The sequence below is a fragment of the Aeromonas bivalvium genome (assembly GCF_046078285.1).
Classification (GTDB): Bacteria; Pseudomonadota; Gammaproteobacteria; order Enterobacterales; family Aeromonadaceae; genus Aeromonas; species Aeromonas bivalvium.
In genome coordinates this window covers 314,530-331,828 of record NZ_JBGXBV010000004.1, presented here as the reverse complement: position 1 = coordinate 331,828, position 17,299 = coordinate 314,530, and the positions used below count along the sequence as shown (strand labels likewise).

Genomic DNA, 17,299 nt, shown 5'->3' with positions numbered 1-17,299 from the left:
GGGGTTGGTAAGATTACTACAGGTTGACGGGAATGCGACCTGAACTGCCATGACGCAATATTCACCATCAATATCCCGAAAAAATGAACAAACCCAGATTTAAACACCAACACACCCCCTTAATGTCGATATTCAACCAGATTTTGTTATGCGGTTGTAACAGCTAAAACATCTGACGTGTCCAATTGACCTGCTGCTAAATTCCCATTAGTTTGGAGATTCGCCACGTCAGGCAGACGGAACCACAAGAGCCAATCGCAATTTATGCAGTTTGCGATACAAGGCCGAGCAAGGGAGATATGCAATGTCACTATATGATCCAAAGCTGGAGAGGGATAACTGTGGCTTCGGCCTGTTGGCCCACATGGAAGGGGAAGCCAGCCACAAGCTTGTCCGTCTCGCGATGTCAGCATTGGCTCGCATGCAACACCGCGGCGGCATCTCCGCCGATGGCAAGACCGGCGATGGCTGCGGCCTGCTGCTGCAAAAACCCGACAGCTTCTTTCGGGCGGTCGCCGAAGAGAAGGGATGGCACCTGGGCCGCAAGTACGCGGTCGGCATGCTGTTTCTCAATCCGGATCCCGTGCTGGCCCAGCAGGCTCGCGACATCATCAATGAAGAGCTGGAACGGGAAACCCTGAGCCTGGTCGGCTGGCGTCAGGTACCTATCGATACCCATGTGCTCGGCCCCATCGCCAAGGCCTCCCTGCCCAGCATAGAGCAGGTGTTTGTCAACGCGCCTCCCGGCTGGGTCGACAAGGATCTCGAGCGCCGCCTCTATATCGTGCGCCGCCGCATCGAGAAGCGCATCAGCGACGACTACTTCTACGTGGTCAGTCTCTCCAACCTGGTCACCGTCTACAAAGGGCTCTGCATGCCCGTGGACCTGCCGCACTTCTATCTGGATCTCGCCGACATCCGCCTGCAATCGGCCATCTGCGTGTTCCACCAGCGCTTCTCCACCAACACCAGCCCGCGCTGGCCGCTGGCGCAGCCGTTCCGCTATCTTGCCCACAACGGCGAGATCAACACCATCGCCGGCAACCGCCAGTGGGCCAAGGCCCGCAGCTACAAGTTCGCGACCCCGCTCATTCCGGATCTGCAAGAGGCCGCGCCCTTCGTCAACACCACGGGCTCCGACTCCTCGAGCCTGGACAACATGCTGGATCTCTTCCTCGCCGGCGGCATGGACCTGTTCCGTGCCATGCGCCTGCTGATCCCGCCCGCGTGGCAGAAACACCCCAACATGGATGAAGATCTGCGGGCCTTCTACGACTTCAACTCCATGCACATGGAGCCCTGGGACGGCCCGGCTGGCATCGTCATGACCGACGGCCGCTACGCCACCTGCGCCCTCGACCGCAACGGCCTGCGCCCGGCCCGCTACGTCATCACCAAGGACAAGTTCATCACGCTCGCCTCCGAGGTCGGTACCTGGGACTACACCCCGGATGAGGTGCTGGAGAAGGGCCGCGTCGGCCCGGGCGAGCTGTTCGTGGTGGATACCAGCAACGGCAAGGTGTGGACCAGCTTCGAGATAGATGACGATCTCAAGAGCCGTCACACCTACAGGGAGTGGATGGGCAAGCACTGCAAACGACTGGTACCGTTCGAGCAGATGGATGACGCCAACACAGGCGCCCGCGAGCTGGACGACGATCAACTCAAGACCTATCAGAAGCTGTTCGGCTACTCCTACGAGGAACTGGATCAGGTCATTCGCGTGCTCGGCGAGAACGGCCAGGAGGCCGTCGGCTCCATGGGTGACGATACCCCCATGGCGGTGCTCTCCTCCCGTCAGCGCACCCTGTATGACTACTTCCGCCAGATGTTTGCCCAGGTGACCAACCCGCCCATCGATCCCCTGCGGGAAAATCACGTCATGTCCCTGGCCACCTGCATCGGCAGCGAGCAGAACGTGTTCAACGAGACCTTCGGCCACGCCCACCGGGTGCTGTTCCAGTCGCCGATCCTGCTCTACTCCGACTTCCATCAGCTGCTGGCCCTGGAGGGCGACCACTATCGCCACACCCTGATCGACCTCAACTATGCCCCGAGCGAGGGGCTGGAAGCGGCGGTGCAGCGCATCTGCCAGGAGGCCGAAACCGCGGCCCGCGCCGGTACCGTGCTGCTGGTGCTGTCGGACAGAAACATCAGTGCCGACACCCTGCCCATCCCGGCCGCCATGGCGGTGGGCGCGGTGCAGCGCACCCTGGTGGACAACAACCTGCGCTGCGACGCCAACATACTGGTAGAAACCGCAAGCTGCCGCGACCCGCACCACTTCGCCGTGCTGCTGGGCTTTGGTGCCACCGCCATCTACCCCTATCTGGCCTATGAAACCCTGGCCAAACAGGTGGAAGAGGGCGTGCTCAAGATGAGCCTGCGCCAGGCCATGCTCAACTACCGCAACGGCATCAACAAGGGCCTCTACAAGGTGATGTCCAAGATGGGCATCAGCACGGTGGCCAGCTACCGCTGCTCCCAGCTGTTCGAAGCCATCGGCCTCTCCCAATCCGTCATAGAGACCTGCTTTCGCGGCGTATCGAGCCGCATCCAGGGGGCCGATTTTGACGACATCCAGCAGGATCAGCTCAATCTGGCCCGCACCGCCTGGCTCAAGCGCAAACCCCTCAACCAGGGCGGCCTGCTCAAGTTCGTCCACGGCGAGGAGTACCACACCTACAACCCGGACGTGGTGCAGACCCTGCAAACCGCGGTGCGCTCCGGCGAATACAGCGACTACCTGCACTATGCCCGCCTGGTGAACGAGCGGCCGGTGGCGACCCTGCGCGATCTGATCGGGGTCAAGCAGGGCCAGCAGGCCATCTCCCTGGACGAGGTGGAGCCTGCCACCAACCTTTACCAGCGCTTCGACTCCGCCGCCATGTCCATCGGCGCCCTGGGCCCCGAGGCCCATGAAGCCCTGGCGATTGCCATGAACCGCCTCGGCGGTCAGAGCAACTCCGGCGAAGGCGGCGAGGATCCCAAGCGCTTCGGTACCGAGAGGAATTCGCGCATCAAGCAGGTGGCGTCGGGGCGCTTTGGCGTCACCCCCCACTACCTGATGAACGCGGATGTCGTGCAGATCAAAGTCGCCCAGGGCGCCAAGCCCGGCGAAGGGGGCCAGCTGCCCGGTGACAAGGTGACGGCCCAGATAGCCCAGCTGCGTTACTCCGTGCCCGGCGTGACCCTGATCTCGCCGCCGCCCCATCACGACATCTACTCCATCGAGGATCTGGCCCAGCTCATCTTCGACATCAAGCAGATCAACCCGAACTGCCTGGTGTCGGTCAAGCTGGTCTCCGAGCCCGGTGTCGGCACCATCGCCTGCGGCGTGGCCAAGGCCTATGCCGACTTCATCACCATCTCGGGCTATGACGGCGGCACGGGCGCGAGCCCCATCACCTCGGTCAAGTATGCCGGCTCCCCCTGGGAGCTGGGGCTGGCCGAGACCCAGCAGGCCCTGGTCGCCAACGGCCTGCGCCACAAGGTGCGCCTGCAGGTGGATGGCGGTCTCAAGACCGGTCTGGACATCATCAAGGCGGCCATCCTTGGCGCCGAGAGCTTCGGCTTCGGTACCGGCCCCATGGTGGCGCTCGGCTGCAAATACCTGCGTATCTGCCATCTGAACAACTGCGCCACCGGCGTCGCCACCCAGGACGAGAAGCTGCGCCGCGAGCACTTCACCGGTCTGCCCGAGATGGCCATGAACTACTTCAAGTTCGTCGCCCACGAGACCCGCGAACTCATGGCCCAGCTCGGGGTCAGCCAACTGACGGATCTGATTGGCCGCACCGAGCTGCTGGAAGCCCTGCCCGGCCTCACCGCCCGTCAGGCCAAGCTGGACCTCTCCGGCATCCTGGCCAAGCCGGTGGCGGTGGAAGGCTCCAGCCTGTTCTGCCAGCAGCACAACCCCACCTTCGACAAGGGGCCCCTGAACCTGCGCATGGTCGAAGACCTGCTCGAGGCCGTCGAGACCAAGAGCGGCGGTGAGTATCGCTACGACATCCGCAACACGGACCGCTCCGTCGGGGCCCGCCTGTCCGGCGAGATCGTGAAGCGTCACGGCAACCAGGGCATGGCAGCCGATCCGGTACGGGTCCACTTCAACGGCACCGCAGGCCAGAGCTTCGGCGTCTGGAACGCGGGGGGCCTCGAGATGATCCTCACCGGGGATGCCAACGACTACGTGGGCAAGGGCATGACAGGCGGCAAGCTGGTGGTCAAACCCCATGTGGGCGTGTCGTTCAAGTCCCACGAGGCGGCCATCATAGGCAACACCTGCCTCTATGGCGCCACCGGCGGCAAGCTCTATGCGGCCGGTACCGCGGGCGAGCGTTTCGCGGTGCGCAACTCAGGTGCGCTGGCGGTGGTCGAGGGCATAGGCGACAACGGCTGTGAATACATGACAGGGGGCATAGTCACCGTACTGGGCGAGACCGGGGTCAACTTCGCGGCGGGCATGACAGGCGGTTTTGCCTATGTGCTCGACTGCGATGGCAACTTCGCCAAACGCACCAACCCCGAGCTGGTGGAACTGCTGGAAGTGGCGAGCCTCGCCATTCATCAGGAGCACCTGCGCGGCATCATTACCGAACATCTGAACGCAACCGGCAGCTCACGCGCCGAGGAAATTTTGGCCAACTTTGATTCCTATGTGCCGAAGTTCAAGCTGATCAAACCCAAGTCCAGCGACGTCAAGTCCCTCTTGGGCCACACCAGTCGTTCCAGTGCAGAACTCAGAATCCAGGCGCAGTAAGGAGGGAACCTATGAGCCAGAACGTATTCCAGTTTATCGATGTTCAGCGGGTCGACCCGCCGAAGAAACCGCTCAAGATCCGCAAGATCCAGTTTGTGGAGATCTACGAGTCCTTCAATCAGGCCCAGGTCGGCATGCAGGCGGATCGCTGCCTCGACTGCGGCAACCCCTATTGCGAGTGGAAGTGCCCGGTGCACAACTACATCCCCAACTGGCTGAAACTGGCCAACGAGGGGCGCATCCTGGAGGCGGTGGAGCTCTCCCACCAGACCAACAGCCTGCCGGAAGTGTGCGGCCGGGTCTGCCCGCAGGATAGGTTGTGCGAGGGTGCCTGCACCCTCAACGACAGATTCGGCGCCGTGACCATTGGCAACATCGAAAAATACATCACCGACAAGGCGTTCGAGATGGGCTGGCGCCCGGATCTCTCCAAGGTGGTCCAGACCGGCAAACGGGTCGCCGTCATAGGTGCGGGCCCGGCGGGCCTGGCCTGCGCCGACGTGCTGGCCAGAAGCGGGGTCAGCGCCGTGGTGTTCGACAAGTACCCGGAGATCGGTGGCCTGCTCACCTTCGGCATCCCCTCCTTCAAGCTGGAGAAAGAGGTGATGCAGCGCCGCCGCGAGATCTTCGAGGCCATGGGCATCGAGTTTCGCCTCGAGACCGAAGTGGGCAAGGATGTCTCCTTCGCCGACTTGCTCGGCGAGTTCGACGCCGTCTTCCTCGGGGTCGGCACCTACAAATATATGAAGGGCGGGTTCGAGAACGAGAGTGCGCCTGGGGTCTATGACGCCCTGCCCTACCTCATCTCCAACGCCAACCGCTTGCTGGGCTTCGAGAAGGCGCAGAGCGACTACATCGACTTCGCCGGCAAGCAGGTGGTGGTGCTGGGCGGCGGTGACACCGCCATGGACTGCGTGCGCACCGCCATCCGTCAGGGGGCCGACAAGGTGATCTGTGCCTATCGCCGGGATGCCGAGAACATGCCTGGCTCCAAGCGGGAGGTGCAAAACGCCCGCGAGGAGGGGGTGGAATTCATGTTCAACCTGCAACCCATCGGCGTCGAGCTGGATGCCCATGGCCGCACCTGCGGCATCAGGGTGGTGAGCACAGAGCTGGGGGCCCCCGATGCCAACGGTCGCCGCAACCCTGTGGTGATCGAGGGCTCCGAGCAGGTGCTGGCCGCCGATGCGGTGGTGATGGCCTTTGGTTTCCAGCCCAACCCCCAGCCCTGGATGGCGGAGTATGGTATCGAGCTGGATAATCGCGAGCGGATCCGCGCGCCGGAGCAGAATGATTTTGCCTTCCAGACCACCAATCCCAAGGTGTTCGCCGGTGGCGATGCGGTACGGGGCTCGGATCTGGTGGTCACCGCCATCTACGAGGGCCGCAAGGCCGCAGAAGGGATCATGGATTACCTGGCGGTCTGAGCCGCCTCTGCCCAGGACCCAAGCAAACAGCCCCGCAGATGCGGGGCTGTTTCTTTGCGGCCACCCAGGGTGGCCTAGTCCCGGATCTGGTGCGCCGCGGCCAGCACGGCCGCAGTGCCGCCACGGGCCCATGGGCAGCCCTCCACTCTCATCCGGGGCCATCGCTCGCCCCCCTCGCCCCTGCGGGGGCGCTTTTTTACGCAGATGCGCGGCCAGGGCCGCCTCATCGCTGGGCTTGGCACCATTTTTTGCTATGATTGCCGCAACTTAGCCGGGCTATGCCCATAGACGAGGTTTGTGATGAGAGTAGGTATCATAGGCGCCATGGAGCAGGAAGTTGCCCTGCTGCGCGGCCAACTGAGCGACATGACCACCACCAGGGTCGGCGGCTGCGAGTTTTACTGCGGCACCCTGGCGGGCAAAGAGGTAGTCCTGACCCGCTCCGGCATCGGCAAGGTGGCCGCCAGCGTCGCCACCAGCCTGCTGCTGGAAAAATTTGCCCCGGATTACGTCATCAACACGGGCTCCGCCGGCGGCTTCGCCCAGGACTTGCACATAGGTGATGTGGTCATCGCCAGCGAGATGCGCTTCCACGACGTGGACGTGACCGCCTTCGGTTACGAGATGGGCCAGATGGCCCAGCAGCCCGCCGCCTTCCCCTGTGATGACAGGCTGATCGCCCTGGCCCAGGAGTGCATCGCCCTCCATGGCAAGCACCAGACCAGGGTCGGCCTCATCTGTACCGGCGATCAGTTCATGTGCAAGCCGGACGCCATCGCCAAAGCCCGCGCCGACTTCCCGCAGATGCTGGCGGTGGAGATGGAAGGGGCCGCCATCGGTCAGGTGTGTCACATGTTTGGTGTCCCCTATCTGGTGGTGCGGGCCATGTCCGACATCGCCGGCAAGGAGCAGGTGGAATCCTTCGACGCCTTCATCGAGGTGGCGGGTCAACACTCCGCCGAGGTGATCCTCTCCCTGCTCGGCAAGCTGTGATCCCGCTCCCCTCCTCCGACACCCTGGCCATGATGGCCGCCACCCCGGCGGCCATCATGGCGGGCGCCGCCCTGCTCGAAGCCCTGCTGCCAAGGCCGGAGTGGCTGCGCCTCTCCGCCGCCGAGCCCTTGCTGGCTCGCCTGGGCCACAAGGTGCGGCGCCCGGACGGAAGCCCCCGTGCCCAGTGGCAGGCCGGTATGCTGGCCCTGCTGGTGGTCTGGGTGCCCTGCGCAGCCGGGCTTTGGGCGGTGCGCAATCTCTCCCTCAGCGAGCCCCTGTTCGACCTGCTATGCCTGCTGCTGCTGATAGAGTCTCGCCCCCTGCGCACCCTGGCCAGTGCCGGCGGTGCCCTGCTCAAGGGGGATACCCTGCCCCTGGCCCGGCTGCAAGCCGCTCCCTGGCTCAGGCGCGAGACGGGTAAACTCTCGGCCATGGGCCTCGCCAAGGCCCTGTGCGAAGGCACACTGCTGCGCCTGCTCGGAGGCTGGGCCGGCCCCCTGTTCGGCTTTGCCCTGGCTGGGGTGCAGGGGGCCCTGCTCTGGCGCCTCGCCCAGCTCAGCCACCTCGCCTGGAGCGGCAAGCAGGCAGATTTCGTCCACTTCGGCCGACCGGCCGCGGCCCTCTATCAGGCCCTGATCGCCCCGGCTGCCCTGCTGCTGGCCCTGCCCGCCCTGCCCCCCCGCCTCAGGGAGGGCATGCGGGCATGGCGCCATGGTCTGACTCACTGGCCCCATCCGGCCGCCGGCGCCCTGCTCGCCGCCCTGGCCTGTCAGTCTGGGCTGCGCCTGGGGGGACCCCGTTACTATCAGGGCACTCTGGTGAGGCTGGCGGTGCTGGGTAAGGGAGGCGATCCCGACTGGGAGAGTCCACACCGACTGCTCAACCGGCTTCAGTTGATCGGCTGGGGATGGCTGGCCCTGATGCTGCTGCTCACCCTGGCGGGAGGCAACCATGGCTAGACCAGTCATAGGTCTGACCCTGCTCTGGCTGCTGGCCAGCCTGGCAACCGCCAGCGGGCAGGCCGCCGAGCCGCCCCGGCGCATCATCAGCCTCACCCCTCACCTGACCGAGCTGCTGTTTGATCTGGGGGCCGGGGATCGCATCGTCGCCACCGACGATGCCTCAGACACGCCCCCCGAGGCGCGCACCCTGCCCCATGTGGCCAACTATCGCAGCATCAATGTCGAGGCCCTGCTGGCGCAAAAGCCCGATCTGGTGGTGGCCTGGCGCTCGGCCCAGTCCCGCATGCTGGCACCCATCGAGCAGCTCGGCATCCCGGTGTTTTATTCAGAGCCCACCGATTTTGCCTCGTTGGGCCAGGAGATCCGTGCCCTGGGCTCCCGACTGGGGTTGCAGCACAATGCCGATGCCCAGGCCGACGCCTATCTGGCCAGGCTCAAGGCCCTCAAGAGCAGATACGGCCATGGCGAGCCGGTGCGCGTCTTCTATCAGCTCTGGTACCCGCCACTCACCAGCGTCAGCGGCGTCGCCTGGCCTGCCCAGGCCATCACCCTGTGCGGCGGCCACAATCTGGTCGCCAACGCCGCCAGCCCCTATCCCCAGGTGGGATTGGAGCAGATCATCAAGGCCGATCCCCAGCTCATCCTCGCCGGCAGCCGGGATGCAGAGGCGCTGGCCCACTGGCAGCAATGGCCCAGCCTGACTGCCGTGAAGGAGCGCAGGCTCGTCCTGATCAACCCGGACGAACTGCACAGATTCACTCCGCGGGCACTCAACGCGGTCGAACAGGTGTGCCTGGCCATCGCCGCGGCGCGCACTTCCCTCCCCTAGATAAGGATGTCACCCATGGCCCTCTCATCTCGAGCCTGTCTGTTGCTGCTGTGCGCCGCCCTCGCCAGCCCCGCCTTGGCGGCCGTCCCCATCGACAACCAGACACTGCAAAGCTGGCAGCAGCAATCGGGCAAGCGCCCCCTGCTGCTGGATGTGCGCACCCCGGCGGAATTTGCCGAGGGACACATCCCCGGCGCCATCAACATCTCCCACGACCAGCTGCGCCAGCGTCTGGTCGAACTCGGCGATGACAGAAGGCTGCCGATCGTGGTCTATTGCCGCAGCGGCCGACGGGCCATACAGGCACAAACCGAGCTGGAGAAGGCCGGATTTGGCCATGTCTATCACCTGAGCGGCGACTATCCAGGCTGGCTGAAATACAAGGACGCCCAACAATAAGCCCCTTTTGACACCATTTGGTGCACCAATAACCTTATTTTTGGCCCTGATTTTGCATTCCCATTTATCTGATTTCCTCTTCACGCGAGATGCACTCTATGTTCAACGACAAAACGATCCTGGTTACCGGCGGCACCGGCTCCTTTGGCAAGCGCTTCATCCAGATGGTGCTGGAGCGTTACCAACCGGCTCGTCTCATCGTCTACTCCCGTGATGAACTCAAGCAATTCGAGATGCAGCAGCACTTCAACCACCCCTGCATGCGCTACTTCATCGGCGACGTGCGCGATGGCGAGCGGCTCGACATGGCCATGCACGGCGTGAACTTCGTGGTCCATGCTGCCGCCCTCAAGCAGGTGCCCGCCGCCGAATACAACCCCATGGAGTGCATCAAGACCAACATCTATGGGGCGGAAAACGTCATCAAGGCGGCCCTCAACAACGGGGTCGAGAAGGTGATCGCCCTCTCCACCGACAAGGCCGCCAACCCGGTCAACCTGTATGGCGCCACCAAGCTCTGCTCCGACAAGCTGTTCGTCGCCGCCAATAATATGGCGGGCAGGCACCCGACCATCTTCTCCGTGGTGCGCTACGGCAACGTGGTGGGATCCCGCGGCTCTGTGGTGCCCTTCTTCGATCGCCTGATCAAGGAAGGGGCCAGTAGCCTGCCCATCACCCATGGCGAGATGACCCGTTTCTGGCTCACCCTGCAACAGGGGGTGGAGTTTGTGCTGACCAACTTTGCCCGCATGAAGGGGGGGGAAGTGTTCGTGCCCAAGATCCCGTCGGTGCGTATCACGGATCTCGCCAGTGCCATGGCCCCGGACTTGCCCCAGGAGATCATCGGCATCCGTCCGGGCGAAAAGCTGCACGAGGTGATGTGCCCGGCCGATGACTCTTACCACACCTATGAGTTCAAGGATTATTACGTCATCGCCCCCAGCATCACCTTCAATCACCGTAGCGATGACTTCTCTGTCAGTGCCATAGGAGAGCAAGGTTGCTGCGTACCTATAGGATTTGAATACAACTCTCTCAATAATCCCGTCTTCATGTCCCAGGCTGAGTTGCAACAACTCAACAAGGAGGTATTGGCGGAATGATCCCCTACGGTAAACAGGACATTTCAGCGGCAGATATAGCCGCTGTCAATGCAGTGCTAAGCTCCGACTTCTTGACTCAAGGCCCGAAAGTTGCCGAATTCGAGCAGGCACTTTGTGCCTACACTGGGGCCAGGTATTGCCTGGTGGTCGCAAGCGGCACCGCGGCCTTGCATCTGGCGGTCGCTGCGATGGAATTACCCGAAGGTAGCGAAGGGATCACTACACCCAATACCTTTGCCGCCACGGCCAACAGCATGGCTTACTGTGGTATCAAGCCTGTATTCGCCGATATAGACCCCATCAGCTATAACCTATCCCCCAGCTCAGTATCGGCGCGTATTACTCCTGCTACTCGGTTACTCAGCCCGGTCCATTTTGCAGGCCAACCTGCGGACATGCCGGCTCTTTCCCTCATCGCAAAAAAGCATGGTCTAAAGATCATCGAAGATGCGGCCCATGCAATTGGTTCCCGCTATTCCGACGGCAGTCCGGTGGGCAATTGCCTGTTTTCGGATGCAACAGTGTTCTCATTCCATCCAGTCAAAACGATCACCAGTGGTGAGGGAGGGGCCGTGATGACCAATGATCCTGTGTTGTATCAGCGCATGTTGCTGCTACGCAGCCATGGCATTACCAAAGATCCTGCTCTCCTCAGCCAACAATCGGGGCCCTGGTATCACGAGATGCAGACGCTTGGCTGGCATTACCGCATGACTGACATGCAGGCGGCTTTGGGCTTAAGCCAGTTGCAACGCCTAAACCTGTTCAAGGCGCGCCGTCGTACCCTAGTAGCGCAATATAACCAGGCACTGGCAGAACTTCCCTGGCTGAAGACCCCCCAGGAAATGGAGGGGTTCTCCTCTTGTTTCCATCTCTATGTGGTAGAGATAGATTATGCAGCTATTGGTAAGAGTCGCCGCCAGGTCATGGATTCATTGATGGCTGACGGCATTGGCACTCAGGTTCACTATATTCCTGTTTATCATCATCCTTGGTATCGTGAGCAATATGGAGACAAAACAGGATCATGTCCGGTAGCAGAGCGTTATTATCAGCATTGTCTCTCTTTGCCTCTCTATTTCACTCTGAGTGACGAAGAGCAGAGCCACGTGATCCAAGCTATACAGCGCTTGGCCCGTTAGTCAGAAAATACTGTGTATCACTCTCGACAGCCCGACCTCGATGACATGGAAACTCATATGACCGCATCACAGACCCTGGCTATCATCCCTGCGCGGGGAGGGAGCAAACGCATTCCGGGTAAGAATATTCGTCCTTTTGCTGGTGTCCCTATGATTGTGCATTCAATTAGGGCTGCACAGGACGCGGGCTGTTTTGATCAAATAATCGTCTCAACCGATGATGAGCAGATCGCAGACGTGGCCCACAAACATGGGGCCAGTGTGCCATTTATCCGCCCTCCGGAATTGGCCGATGACCATGCTGGAACCCAAGAAGTGATCGTACACGCCATCCACTGGGCCATCTCACAAGGATGGCAACTCGGTTCTGTATGCTGTCTTTATGCAACGGCGCCTTTCGTCCGTGCCGATGATCTACGCACTGGCCAAAAGATACTTGAAGAGAGCCATCAGCATTTTGTTTTTAGTGCCGCTACTTTTGATTACTCTCCTTACAGAGGGTTTATTCGAGCTGGTGATGGTGTCGAAATGCTTTTCCCCGAACACTTTCCCACCCGCTCTCAGGACCTCCCTTTAGTTTTACATGACGCAGGACAATTTTATTGGGGTACCCAAAATGCTTGGCTCGAAAGTAATATTTTATTCAGTCGTCTGGCTACACCACTGATATTACCACGTCATCTAGTTATAGATATCGATACACTAGAGGATTGGCATCAGGCTGAACTTATGTGGCAACTTCAAAAACAGCAAGGTCTTATCGTATGACAACGTCCTCTCAAAAAGTGCTGGTCGTTGCCGCACACCCTGATGATGAAGTTTTGGGATGTGGAGCAACAATTGCTAACCATAGCGAGCGAGGTGACCAAGTATCGGTTCTTATTATGGCTGAAGGTGCAACTTCTAGACTCTCCAAACGGGAACGCTCGGTGGTAATGACGGAGTTAACTGAGCTGAATAGCGCTGCGCAGATGGCAAATAGCATTCTAGGTGTAAAGAGACTCAACTTACTAGACTTCCCAGATAACAGGATGGACAGTGTCGATCTGCTTGATGTCATTAAAGTTATCGAAACCGAGATAAATGAATGGCAACCAGATATTGTTTATACCCATCATGTTGGTGATGTGAATATAGATCATAGAGTAATACATGATGCCGTTATTGCAGCAACCCGCCCCTTGCCCGGGAGAAAACTCCAAACAGTTCTCTTTTTTGAAATTCCATCAAGTACGGAATGGCGCCCTGCGGCATCTGCTTATCCCTTCTCACCCAATTGGTTCGTCGACATTACGCCACACTGGCAGAAAAAAAAGTTGGCGCTCGAGACATATGCTTCAGAAATGCGCTCCTATCCACATCCTCGATCACTTGAAGCTGTAGAATACTTAGCAAAATGGCGGGGGGCCTCTGTTGGATATCATTATGCTGAGGCCTTCATGCTTGGCCGTCACATAATAGGTGCCTGATGATTGTATTTCGTGCCGACGCATCAGTGAGCTTAGGATATGGGCATGTTATGCGCTGCCTTGCACTTGCTGACGCATTTAAGAAATTAGGAGAAAAATCTGTTTTTCTTTTTTCCCCTAATGGAGATGCACTCTGTGAAGAGCTGATTAAAAAGGGATATGAATATAGAATATTGACCTCTTCACCTCTACATTCTCTTGGTGAAAGCGAGCAAGATGATGCCTATGCTACATTATCTAACCTATCAACCTCTACGAAACTCGTGGTAGTCGATCATTACCAGCTGAATATGGATTGGGAAGAGATAATTACAGCATCCGAAATTCCGTTACTGGCAATAGATGATATTTTCCGTTCCCACTGTAGCCAGTTTCTTTTAGACCAGAATGTTATTAACAGTAAAAACGCCTATGTGAACAATGTATCAAAAAATTGTATTCTTTTCTTAGGCCCCCGCTATACCCTATTGTCTGAATCCTTCCAACACCTTAGGCATCTAGTAAAGATAAGAAACAAGTTGGAAAAAATAATTATTTTCTTTGGTGGCACAGATCCAGATAATGAAACTGAAAAAGCTCTGCTAGGGGTATTAGCTTCAAATAAAAGCTTTAAAATAGATGTCGTTATTGGTGGCAACAACCCACATCGAAACCGGTTATTAAAATTATGTAGCTCAACACACACTACTCTGCATATACAGACTCCACATATGGCTAGGCTGATGCTCGATGCAGACCTTGCTATTGGTGCTGGAGGGAGTGCGTCCTGGGAACGTTGCTGTATGGGGCTACCTGCATTGATCAGCACCCAGGCGGATAACCAGGTCCCTATTGCAGCAACACTACATGAATTGGATGCAGTAATTAATTTAGGTATGGCAGATAACCTTACTGCCACAGATTATCGTACTGCAGTTGATCGCCTTGATTGCAACCTAATAAATAATATGTCCATAGCGGCTATGCCGATTACCGATGGTAACGGAGCAAGCTATGTTGCGTCATCTATTATATCTACTCTGGAGAAGATGAAATGACAGTTGATATCAACACTCTATTTTCTAACAAACCGGTTGGAAATAGGGAACCGTATATCATACTTGAGGCAGGAATTAATCATAATGGTGATATAAATATCGCAAAAGAAATGATATCTGTCGCTAAATCGGCGGGTGCCAATGCTATTAAATTTCAAACGTTCAAAGCTGATGAATTTGTCGGTGATCCGGAGTTGCTCTTTACCTACAGCTCGCAAGGTAAAAAAGTGACTGAGTCGATGCGAGATATGTTCCGTCGCTACGAATTTTCAGTAGCAGAATGGCATAGCATAAAAAAATTCTGTGATGAGCAAAAGATAACATTTTTATCTACACCGCAAAATGTTAGTGATATGGAGTTGCTACTTCAACTAGGCGTTTCTGCGCTAAAAGTAGGCTCTGATGACTTTACCAATATTCCCTTGCTTAAGCAGTATAGTGCCACTGGATTACCACTTCTCATATCTTGTGGAATGGCTAATCTTGGGGAGGTTTATCAGGCTCTTGATGTTACAGGTGCAATGGAAGGTAAACCTGTCGTATTAATGTTATGTACATCTCAATACCCGACACCAGTATCTGATGTAAATCTGAGTAAATTAAAAACTCTAGCGGCAGCGTTTCCAAATCTAGTATTAGGATTTTCAGATCATACCCAAGGGCCATTGGCTGCAGCAATTGCATATGGTTTAGGCGCTGTGGTATTCGAGAAGCACTTCACACTCGATCACCAATTACCAGGTCCAGACCATTGGTTTTCAGAGGATCCCAACGGATCTCGAGAATGGATATCTGCGATCAGAGACGCCCACCTGATGCTTGGCTCTCCTCTTATAAGACCTACGATTGCAGAGCAAGATATGAAAGTATTGGCTCGCCGAAGTATCACCGTATTAAAAGATATTACGCCTGGTGAGATATTCAGTAATATAAACATCGGATTGCGCAGACCTGGTAATGGGCTACCACCAATTCACCTCGACGATGTGCTGGGGAGAGTGGCAAAACACAGTCTTCAGAAGGGCACATTACTTTCTTGGGAAGACATATCATGATGAAGCAAGATGAATACAAGCAGCATTTTTATGATTTGACTACTTTTAAAGAAAATCCTTACCATCCATTTGTATGGATATTAGGCACTCCTGAAATTGGAGAAAATGTTTATATTGGTGCCTTTAGCGAAGTTAATGCTACAGGTGCTAACGTTGTCATTGGTGCTCACTGCGATATTGCATCCTTTGTTACTATTAACTGCGCAGATTCTCACTTGAAGTGCATTGAGCTAGCAAATTCTATTGATAGAAAAGATATTATATTAGAAAATAATGTCTTTGTAGGATCCCATTGCGTAATAAAAGGTGGTGTCTACATAGGACATCATTCTGTCGTTGCTGCCGGTACTATTGTTGATACTGGCCATATTCCACCATATTCATTAGTAATTGGTAATCCCATGATTGTAAAGGAGGGTTACTATTTGGAGGGTATCAGAAAAAATGATCCCACATAATAGGCCGACACTTGGTCATGAGGAGTCTCAAGCAGCAGCCAGAGTATTATCATCCGGGTGGATTGCACAAGGAGAAGAGGTCTTAGCCTTAGAGAAAGAGTTTGGTGAATATATAAAATTGCCCGCAGAAAATGTTGTCGCTGTCAGTAGTGGCTCTGCAGCACTTTATATGTCATTGACGATAGCAAATGCCAAAAATAAATATGTATCTGCCTCTGCCTACTCATGTCGCTCCATATTTAATGCGATACAGTTATCTGGTGGTATACCCAATTTTTTAGATGTAGAAGAAGTATCAGTAAATGCCTCATTAAAAAAAAATAATGCGGATATTTACATCATAGCCCATATGTTTGGCCTGCCAGATTTGAATGTAGATAACAAAAGAGGCTACTTTTTAATTGAAGATGCTGCACAAGCCCTTGGTGCCAAGATAAAAAATATACAGGTAGGTCTTTTCGGAGATATCGGTGTATTTTCTCTCGGTGCAACTAAAATGATAACGAGTGGTGGGCAAGGTGGGATTATATTATCGAAAAATCGAGATATATCCGATCTGGCAAGAAAAATGAGAGATTATGACTCAATTGTCGATGCCATACCAAGGTTTAATTTTCAAATGACCGATATTCAGGCTGCAATTGCTCGAGAGCAATTAAAAAAGCTACCTGAATTTATTTTTCGTCGCGCTAGTATATTTGAAAAATATCAGAAAGCAGGCCTCCCTGTTATTGACAGCATAAGCCAAGATGTGAAACCGGTTAGGTTTAGAGCTGTGATTTTCACTGATAGCGCAAAGGTTATATCCTGTCAAAATGCTTTACTTGAAAGTGGCATCAGATCCATCGTGCCAGTCACAGAGGATGAACTGCTTACTACAAATACATTGGTGCCTAATGCAGCTGACTTAAGCAAAAAAACACTATCCATACCGATCTACCCTTCCCTTTCAGATAATGACGTAAATAAAATTATCTCTATCTGTTCGAAGGTACTAAAAATATGATCATCAGCATCCATCAACCCGCATATCTACCTTGGCTAGGATACATAGAACGTATCAAGAAGAGCGACTTATTTATATTTCTCGACACCGTCCAATTTGAGAAGAATAGTTTTACCAACCGAAATTTAATTAAGGGTGCTAATGGCCCATACTGGCTAACTATACCTGTCAAAAAAAAGGGGCACTTAAGCAAAAGTCTATTAGATACTGAAATCGTAAGAGATGTAGACTGGCGAAAAAGTCACTTAATGTCCATCAAAAGTAGTTACTCAAAAAGTGTTGAGTTTCATGATAAATATGCAAAAATATCTAAACTCTATAACAATGATGAGACTCTCCTTGCCGATCTCTGTTTTAATCATCTATTATTTTGGCTAGATGAGCTACATATTAAAACGAAAATAGTTAGATCTTCATCACTGAGCATTTCATCAAGAAAGTCAGATCTTATCTTAGATATCTGCCAAGAAGTCGGTGCAACGACTTATCTTTCTGGCCCTATGGGAAAGAACTATCTGGAAGAAAATGATTTCATCTCAAATGGGATAAAATTGGATTATCATTACTTTGAGCCCACGCCCTATCCGCAATTGTTTGGTTCATTTATCCCTTTTATGGGAATTATTGATTACTGGTTTAATACTAAATAAAGGACTA

Annotated in this window: 15 protein-coding genes; all 15 read left to right on the top strand. The window is 55.5% G+C overall.

What is annotated here, in order from left to right; translation table 11 throughout:
- Window positions 1–304: 304 nt before the first annotated feature.
- The 15 genes from gltB to ACEUCR_RS12460 all read left to right on the top strand — a co-directional run bounded on the left by gltB (window position 305) and on the right by ACEUCR_RS12460 (window position 17,292).
- Complete coding sequence (gltB, locus tag ACEUCR_RS12530; RefSeq protein WP_111873017.1) at window positions 305–4,762, top strand: glutamate synthase large subunit; 4,458 nt, start codon at window positions 305–307, stop codon at window positions 4,760–4,762.
- An 11-nt stretch (window positions 4,763–4,773) separates the two neighbouring features.
- Window positions 4,774–6,189: an FAD-dependent oxidoreductase gene (locus tag ACEUCR_RS12525; protein ID WP_111873016.1), complete on the top strand. Its 1,416-nt coding sequence runs from the start codon at window positions 4,774–4,776 to the stop codon at window positions 6,187–6,189.
- A gap of 300 nt (window positions 6,190–6,489) precedes the next feature.
- Window positions 6,490–7,182 carry a 5'-methylthioadenosine/S-adenosylhomocysteine nucleosidase gene (gene mtnN, locus ACEUCR_RS12520; protein WP_408790553.1) on the top strand — a complete coding sequence of 231 codons (693 nt, stop codon included), beginning with the start codon at window positions 6,490–6,492 and terminating at the stop codon, window positions 7,180–7,182.
- Window positions 7,179–8,141, top strand: a complete 963-nt coding sequence (locus ACEUCR_RS12515) for a cobalamin biosynthesis protein (protein ID WP_408790551.1) — start codon at window positions 7,179–7,181, stop codon at window positions 8,139–8,141. The genes mtnN and ACEUCR_RS12515 overlap by 4 nt, the downstream gene beginning before the upstream one ends.
- Window positions 8,134–8,973: a cobalamin-binding protein gene (locus ACEUCR_RS12510; protein ID WP_408790548.1), complete on the top strand. Its 840-nt coding sequence runs from the start codon at window positions 8,134–8,136 to the stop codon at window positions 8,971–8,973. The genes ACEUCR_RS12515 and ACEUCR_RS12510 overlap by 8 nt, the downstream gene beginning before the upstream one ends.
- Window positions 8,974–8,988: 15 nt before the next feature.
- Window positions 8,989–9,372: a rhodanese-like domain-containing protein gene (locus tag ACEUCR_RS12505; RefSeq protein WP_408790545.1), complete on the top strand. Its 384-nt coding sequence runs from the start codon at window positions 8,989–8,991 to the stop codon at window positions 9,370–9,372.
- Window positions 9,373–9,470: 98 nt separating this feature from the next.
- Window positions 9,471–10,475 carry a UDP-N-acetylglucosamine 4,6-dehydratase (inverting) gene (gene pseB / locus ACEUCR_RS12500; protein ID WP_408790542.1) on the top strand — a complete coding sequence of 335 codons (1,005 nt, stop codon included), beginning with the start codon at window positions 9,471–9,473 and terminating at the stop codon, window positions 10,473–10,475.
- A complete protein-coding gene (pseC, locus tag ACEUCR_RS12495; protein WP_408790539.1) occupies window positions 10,472–11,617 on the top strand; it encodes a UDP-4-amino-4,6-dideoxy-N-acetyl-beta-L-altrosamine transaminase in 1,146 nt (381 codons plus the stop codon). Before pseB ends, pseC begins: the two co-directional genes overlap by 4 nt.
- A gap of 57 nt (window positions 11,618–11,674) precedes the next feature.
- On the top strand, window positions 11,675–12,385 hold the full coding sequence (pseF, locus tag ACEUCR_RS12490; RefSeq protein WP_408790536.1) for a pseudaminic acid cytidylyltransferase: 711 nt from the start codon (window positions 11,675–11,677) through the stop codon (window positions 12,383–12,385).
- A complete protein-coding gene (locus ACEUCR_RS12485; RefSeq protein WP_408790533.1) occupies window positions 12,382–13,086 on the top strand; it encodes a PIG-L deacetylase family protein in 705 nt (234 codons plus the stop codon). Before pseF ends, ACEUCR_RS12485 begins: the two co-directional genes overlap by 4 nt.
- Window positions 13,086–14,123, top strand: a complete 1,038-nt coding sequence (gene pseG / locus ACEUCR_RS12480) for a UDP-2,4-diacetamido-2,4,6-trideoxy-beta-L-altropyranose hydrolase (protein ID WP_408790530.1) — start codon at window positions 13,086–13,088, stop codon at window positions 14,121–14,123. The genes ACEUCR_RS12485 and pseG overlap by 1 nt, the downstream gene beginning before the upstream one ends.
- Window positions 14,120–15,178, top strand: coding sequence for an N-acetylneuraminate synthase family protein (locus ACEUCR_RS12475; RefSeq protein WP_408790527.1), 1,059 nt, complete (start codon window positions 14,120–14,122; stop codon window positions 15,176–15,178). The genes pseG and ACEUCR_RS12475 overlap by 4 nt, the downstream gene beginning before the upstream one ends.
- Complete coding sequence (locus tag ACEUCR_RS12470; protein WP_408790524.1) at window positions 15,175–15,636, top strand: acyltransferase; 462 nt, start codon at window positions 15,175–15,177, stop codon at window positions 15,634–15,636. The genes ACEUCR_RS12475 and ACEUCR_RS12470 overlap by 4 nt, the downstream gene beginning before the upstream one ends.
- Window positions 15,623–16,642, top strand: coding sequence for a DegT/DnrJ/EryC1/StrS family aminotransferase (locus ACEUCR_RS12465; RefSeq protein WP_408790521.1), 1,020 nt, complete (start codon window positions 15,623–15,625; stop codon window positions 16,640–16,642). The genes ACEUCR_RS12470 and ACEUCR_RS12465 overlap by 14 nt, the downstream gene beginning before the upstream one ends.
- Window positions 16,639–17,292, top strand: coding sequence for a WbqC family protein (locus ACEUCR_RS12460; protein ID WP_408790519.1), 654 nt, complete (start codon window positions 16,639–16,641; stop codon window positions 17,290–17,292). Before ACEUCR_RS12465 ends, ACEUCR_RS12460 begins: the two co-directional genes overlap by 4 nt.
- Window positions 17,293–17,299: the final 7 nt, after the last annotated feature.